Annotated in this window: 6 protein-coding genes; all 6 read left to right on the forward strand. The window is 71.2% G+C overall.

Annotated elements, in window-relative coordinates:
* Positions 1 to 95: 95 nt before the first annotated feature.
* Positions 96 to 1031 carry a hypothetical protein gene (locus HY049_15245; GenBank protein ID MBI3450256.1) on the forward strand — a complete coding sequence of 312 codons (936 nt, stop codon included), beginning with the start codon at positions 96 to 98 and terminating at the stop codon, positions 1029 to 1031.
* 2 nt (positions 1032 to 1033) lie between these two features.
* Complete coding sequence (locus HY049_15250; GenBank protein MBI3450257.1) at positions 1034 to 3472, forward strand: response regulator; 2439 nt, start codon at positions 1034 to 1036, stop codon at positions 3470 to 3472.
* Between the two features lie 133 nt (positions 3473 to 3605).
* Entirely contained in the window at positions 3606 to 4412 is an 807-nt protein-coding gene (locus tag HY049_15255; protein MBI3450258.1) for a hypothetical protein, read from the forward strand.
* A 4-nt stretch (positions 4413 to 4416) separates the two neighbouring features.
* Positions 4417 to 5478, forward strand: a complete 1062-nt coding sequence (locus HY049_15260; protein ID MBI3450259.1) for a histidine kinase — start codon at positions 4417 to 4419, stop codon at positions 5476 to 5478.
* Between the two features lie 7 nt (positions 5479 to 5485).
* Positions 5486 to 6217 (forward strand): response regulator, encoded by a 732-nt coding sequence (locus tag HY049_15265; GenBank protein MBI3450260.1) that lies wholly within the window; start codon positions 5486 to 5488, stop codon positions 6215 to 6217.
* Positions 6218 to 6261: 44 nt separating this feature from the next.
* Positions 6262 to 6434, forward strand: a 173-nt coding sequence (locus HY049_15270) for a dicarboxylate/amino acid:cation symporter (GenBank protein MBI3450261.1), incomplete at its 3' end; no start/stop codon positions are given.

Raw genomic sequence — 6434 nt, forward strand, 5'->3', positions numbered from 1 at the left:
GCGGCCGGGGGCGCGTGATTATCGACGGGAGGCGCCGCCGGCGTCAAGTTCTGCGAATGCCCTCAAGAGTTTCGGCATCGTTCCGTCTATGAGAGATGGCTCCCCGGATTTCCTTCTTCCGCGTGGCGACCGCGGGCCTCCTCGCGCTGGCGGCCTCGATCCACCCGGGGATCGCCGCGGGCGGCGTGGTCGCCCTGGCGAGCCAGGATCTCACGCCGTACCGCGACGCGGCCGAGGGGCTGCGCGAGGCGCTGGGAGAGCCGGTCGCCTGGGAGGCCCTCTCGGGGGAGCCCGGGGCGGATCGCGCGGCCCTCGAGGCTCTCGCCACGAGCCGCCCCGATCTCGTGGTCGCCCTCGGCGATCGGGCGGCCCAGGCCGCGGCCGAGAGGCTCCCCGGACTGACCGTGGTCTTCGGTTTGTGCGTGCGGCCGCCCCAGCCCCCGTCCCCCGCCTCCCCCGCCATGACCGGAGTCCTGCTCGACGTCGCCGCCGATCGCCAGCTCGCGGCCTTCCGCTCCGCCATCCCGGGGCTCGCGCGGATCGGCGTCATCTACGACCCCTCGCGCTCCACCGACCAGGTGACGCGCATCGCCTCGGCCACCCAGGAGGCGGGGATCGACCTGTACACGCAGCGCGTCGCCACCGCCAGGGACGTGCCGTCGGCGTTCCGCCGGGTGGCCGAGGCGATCGACGCCCTCTGGCTCATCCCGGACGAGACCGCCCTGAGCCGGGCCTCCTTCGACTACATCCTCCTCGAGTCGCTCAAGCGGCGGCTCCCCGTGCTCGTGTTCAACGAGCCGATGGTCCGCGCCGGCGGCCTCATGACGCTCGCCGCCGACAATCGCGAGGCCGGGCGGCAGATCGGGGACCTCGCCGGGAGAGTCCTCCGGGCGCACGGACGAAACCTCCCGCCGATCGAGGCGCCCGCCGCCGCCTCCCTCGCGATCAACCTGAGGTCGGCGCGCATCCTCGGCCTGACGATTCCACCCCCGGTCGTCGCGGACGCCGCCCAGGTCTTCGGGCCCGAGTGATGATGACGAGCCTCCGCACCCGGCTGATCGTCGTCGTCGGGAGCCTTCTGCTCGTCTCTTCGGTGGGGCTCGGCGTCTCCACGTACCGGGAGGCGAGGCGCCTCCTCGAGAGCGAGATCGCCCACCGGGGCGACACGCTCGCGCGAAGCCTGGCCTTCCACGCGACCTACGGCGTCCTCACGCACGACGAGGTCCTCCTCCAGGAGTCCGCCGACTGGGCCCTCGCCCAGCCGGACGTCGCCCGCGTCACGATCGCCGACGCCGACGGGCGCGCGCTCCTGGTGCGCGGGAGCACCCCCGAGGGAAGCCGCGTCGAGTTCTCGGCGCCCGTCGTCGCCACTCACGGCGCCGGGAAGGCCGAAGGTGGGGTGGACGTCAACGCGATCGGTCTCGACGATCCCGCGCCCTCGCAGGCGGGGGCGGTCGCGGGGAGCGTCCTGGTCGCGCTGTCGACGCGCGGCTACGAGGCGCATCTGGCCGCGCAGGCGCAGCGGACGATGGGGCTCGTCGCCCTCTTCCTCGCCGGGTCGACCGGAGGGCTGTTCATCTTCCTCAAGTCGGTCGTCGTCCCGATCCAGAAGCTCTCCCAGGCCACCGTCCGGATCGCGGCGGGCGACCTGTCCCGGCGGGTCCCGGTGCGCGGCCGCGACGAGATCGGCCGGCTCGGCGACTCGTTCAACGCGATGGCCGACAGCCTGAGGCGATCGCAGGAGGAGATCGAGCGGCACAAGTCGGCGCTCGAGGATCGCGTGCGCGAGCGGACGGCCGAGCTCGAGCGCGCGAACGTCGAGCTGACGTCGGCGCGGGAGGCGGCGCTCGAGGCGTCGCGCCTCAAGTCGGAGTTCCTCGCCAACATGAGCCACGAGATCCGCACGCCGATGAACGGGGTCATCGGCATGACGACCCTTCTCTCGCAGACGGAGCTGACCGACGAGCAGAAGGAGTACGTCGACTCGCTGCAGTTCTCCGCCGAGGCCCTCCTCGACATCATCAACGACATCCTCGACTTCTCGAAGATCGAGGCCGGCAAGCTCACGCTCAGCATCATCGACTTCGATCTGCGCACGCTCCTGGAGGACGTCACCGAGCTGCTGGCCGGCCAGGCGCAGGGGAAGGGGCTCGACCTGAGCTGCCTCATCGCCCCGACCGTTCCCGTCAGCGTCGCGGGGGATCCGGGCCGGATCCGGCAGATCCTCATGAACCTCATCGGCAACGCCGTGAAGTTCACCGAGCGCGGCGAGGTCGTCGTGCGGGCCTCGCTCGTCGACCGTCCGGGCGACCGGGCGCTCGTGCGGTTCGACGTGACCGACACCGGCATCGGCATCGCCGCCGAGGATCTCCACCGGCTCTTCCAGTCGTTCTCGCAGGTGGACGGATCCTCCACGCGGAAGCACTCCGGGACGGGGCTCGGCCTCGCCATCTCCCGCCAGCTCGCGGCGCTGATGGGGGGGACGGTCGGCGTCGGGAGCGAGCCCGGCGTGGGGAGCACCTTCTGGTTCACGGTCGATCTCGCCCCGAGGCCCCCCGCGCCCCGCCCGAGCGCCCCGGCCCCCGATCTCCAGGGGCTGAGGGTCCTGGGCGTCGACGACAGCGAGACCAATCGCACGATCATGCGCGCGCAGCTCCGCGGCGCCGGCCTCGACCCCGACCTCGCCGACGGCGGCCAGCGCGCGATCGAGATGCTGAGGCTCGCCGCCTTCAAGGGCCGGCCGTACAGGCTCGCGATCCTCGACATGCAGATGCCCGAGATGGACGGCCTCGCGCTGGCGCGCGCCATCAAAGGGGACCCGATGCTGGAGCGGACACCCCTCATCCTCCTGACGTCGCTCGCCCGGCGAGGCATGGCGTCCGAGGCGCGCGAGGCGGGGATCGCCGGCTTCCTCACGAAGCCCGTGCGCCAGGCGCAGCTCGAGGCGTGCATCGTCTCGGTGCTGAAGCTCGCCGCGGCCCCCGCCGATCCGGCCGCCCCCGCCGCCCCGCTCGTCACGAGGCACCAGCTCGCGGAGGAGGAAGCCCGCAGCCGGCCGCGCATCCTCATCGCCGAGGACAATCTCATCAACCAGAAGGTCGCGGTCCGCCTCCTCGAGAAGCTCGGCTGCCGGGCCGACGTCGTCGGCGACGGCGCCGCCGCCGTCGCGGCGGTCTCGGGGGCCGACTACGACCTCGTCTTCATGGACTGCCAGATGCCCGTCATGGACGGCTACCACGCGGCCGGGGAGATCCGGAGGCTCCCGGGATCGTCCCGCTCCATCCCCATCGTCGCGATGACGGCGAACGCGATGGAGGGGGACCGCGAGAAGTGCCTTGCCGCCGGCATGGACGACTACATCGCGAAGCCCGTCGTCGCCGGCGAGCTGCGGCGCGTGCTCGAGGCCTGGGTCGAGGGGCGGGCCGGCGCGCGGGCCAAGGTCCCCGAAGATCCGGTTCCCGCGCCCCGGTAGCGGACGCCCCCCTCCCGCGCCGTTCACCGGCACGGCGCCGCCACCGGGCGATTGTGCCGAGGCCGCCGCCCCCCCCTCGTCGTAATGTCGCCTCGTCGCCGGCACCTCAACCTGGCCGGCGCAGGAGGCAACCGTGCAGGAACCTTTCGTGGGAATGGTCGCCGGCAAGCGAGGGACGCGCCGGCACTACGGAGTGATGGTCCCGAGAGCCGTCCTCGGCCTCGTCATCATGGCGATCGGCGTGCTCCTCACGCTCGGGAATCTCGGAATCCTCGAGATCGGGAGCCTCTGGCACTTCTGGCCGATGTCTCTCGTCGCCGTGGGACTCGCGAAGGTGATCCAGCCGGCCGGCTACCCGGGGAGGGGGTTCGGGGTGGCTCTCCTCCTCGCCGGGGTGTGGCTCCAGCTCAGCTACTTCGGCATCCTCCCCTTCCGGGTCCGCTATTTCTGGCCGCTCATCCTCATCTTCTTCGGCGGCCTGATGATCTGGAGAGGCGTCGTCAGCACGCGGCCGGTGCCGCCCGCGAACGACGCGTGGGCCGGCGCCGTGCCGAGCGCCGCCGGCGTGACGGTGGACGGGGTCCGCCAGCAGGTGACATCCTCGGCCAACACCCCGGTGAGCGTGATCGCCGTCCTCGGCGGCGTGGAACACCGGAACAGCTCGCAGGACTTCAAGGGCGGCCACGTCTCGGCGATCCTCGGCGGGTGCGACATCGACCTCCGGAAGGCCTCGATCGCCGGGGACCAGGCGATCCTCGACGTCTTCGCCTTCTGGGGCGGCATCGAGATCAAGGTGCCCGAGGACTGGACCGTGAACGTGAAGGGGATACCGGTGCTGGGCGCGTTCAACGATCGCACGAACCCTCCGAAAGAGCCGTCCGGCAAGGTGCTCGTGATCACCGGAGCCGCCCTCATGGGCGGCGTGGAGATCAAGAACTAAACCGATGCACCCTCTCCTCGGACGCGGAGCCTGGCTGGGCATCTACCTCGCCGGCTGGCTGCTGCCGGGCCTGCTGCTCGCCGGACTCTTCGTCCTCTCCTCCGACGCCACGTGGGCGATCGCCGCCGCCCTCGCGATGCCGCTCGCGTTCCTGCAGGCGTTCCTCTGCCTCACCTCGTGGTACCTCTGCCGCGGGCTCCCCGTCGGCGGGACGGATCTGCGGCGCTTCGCGGGCACGCACGCGGCGGCGGCGGTCGCATCGAGCGCGCTCTGGCTCGCGGCGGGGCGGCTCTGGGCGCACGCGATGCCGGAGATGTCGGACGAGATCCGCGCTCCCGAGGTCTTCACGAAGACCGTCCCCGCCCTGTTCGCCGTCGGAATCCTCTTCTACCTTCTCGGAGCGGCCGGCCATTACGTGTACATCGCTTTCGAGCAGTCGCGCGCGGCCGAGAACCGGGCGATGGACTTGAAGCTCCTCGCGCGCGAGGCGGAGCTGCGCGCGCTCCGCGCCCAGATAGACCCCCACTTCCTCTTCAACTCGCTCAACTCGATCAGCAGCCTCGCCGGCTCCGACGCCGGAGCCGCGCGGCGCATGGCCGTGCTCCTCGCCGATTTCCTCAGGACCAGCCTCAAGCTCGGTAAGCGCGACGTGGTCCCTCTCGACGAGGAGCTGCGCCTCGCCACCGGCTACCTCGCGGTGGAGCAGATCCGCTTCGGCGCGCGACTGAGGGTGGAGCAGGCGATCGAGGAGAGAGCCCGCGCGTGCCCCGTGCCGCCGCTCCTCCTCCAGCCGCTCGTCGAGAACGCCGTCACGCACGGGATCGCGCACCTTGTCGACGGAGGGGTCATCCGGGTCGAGGCGAGGCTCGAAAGGGACGACGTCGTCATCACGCTCACGAACCCCGTCGACCCCGACCGCGCGGCGAGCGCCGGCGAGGGGGTCGGCCTGTCGAACGTCCGCCGGCGTCTGTCGACGATGTACGGCCCGGGCGCGCGCGTCCATGTCGCGCGCGACACGGCGGCGTTCCGGGTGGAGCTGTCCATTCCCGTCGCGAAGGAGGCGTGAAACCGTGATCCGAGCGATCATCGTCGACGACGAGGCGCCGTCCCGCGAGCTCGTCCGCGAGTACCTCGGAACGCACGCCGACGTGCAGGTCGTCGCGGAGTGCGGCGACGGCTTCGAGGCGGTCAAGGCGGCGACGGAGCTGAGCCCCGATCTCCTCTTCCTCGACATCCAGATGCCGAAGCTCGACGGCTTCGAGGTCCTCCAGCTGATCGGCCGTAAGATCGCCGTCGTCTTCATCACCGCCTACGACGAGCACGCCGTGCGCGCCTTCGAGGTCCACGCGGTGGACTACCTCCTCAAGCCCTTCACCCCCGAGCGGCTGGCGGAGGCGATGGATCGCGCCCGACGACGGCTCGACTCCGGCGACGAGATCCCGGTCGCCGCCCTCGCCGCCGCCGCGCGGCCGCAAGGCTTCTGGTCCGATCGCATCCTGGTCCGCGACGGCCCCCGGGTGAGCGTCATCCCCGTGGGGAAGATCGACTTCGTCGAGGCCCAGGACGACTACGTCTCGATCCGGGCCGAGGGGAGGAGCCACCTCAAGCAGCAGACCCTCGCCGAGCTCGAGACGACTCTCGATCCCAGCCGGTTCGTGCGGATCCACCGCTCCTACATCCTCAACATCGAGCGGCTCGCGAAGATCGAGCTGTACGCGAAGGACAGCCGCATCGCGATCCTCACGGAAGGGTCGAAGCTCCCCGTGAGCCGCGCCGGGTACGCGAAGCTCAAGCTTCTTCTCTAGATCGCGGTTGGACTGCGGCGAGGGCCGTCGGGCATACTCCGCCGATGCGGCTGCCGCTCCACACGAAGATGATCCTCGGCGTGACGACGGGGGCCGTCTCGGGCGTCGTCGCCTTCATGACCGCCGGCGACTCCCCCGCGCTCGCCTCGTTCATCAAGTACGTCACGCAGCCCGCGGGGCAGATCTTCCTCCGCCTCCTCTTCATGCTCGTCGTCCC

The sequence above is a fragment of the Acidobacteriota bacterium genome, from assembly GCA_016195325.1.
Lineage (GTDB): Bacteria > Acidobacteriota > Polarisedimenticolia > JACPZX01 > JACPZX01 > JACPZX01.

Bases quoted from the DNA above. Each gene is read 5' to 3' on its own strand.
- HY049_15245 (MBI3450256.1), top strand. From the start codon at position 96: ATGGCTCCCCGGATTTCCTTCTTCCGCGTGGCGACCGCGGGCCTCCTC.
- HY049_15260 (MBI3450259.1), top strand. From the start codon at position 4,417: ATGCACCCTCTCCTCGGACGCGGAGCCTGGCTGGGCATCTACCTCGCC.
- HY049_15250 (MBI3450257.1), top strand. From the start codon at position 1,034: ATGACGAGCCTCCGCACCCGGCTGATCGTCGTCGTCGGGAGCCTTCTG.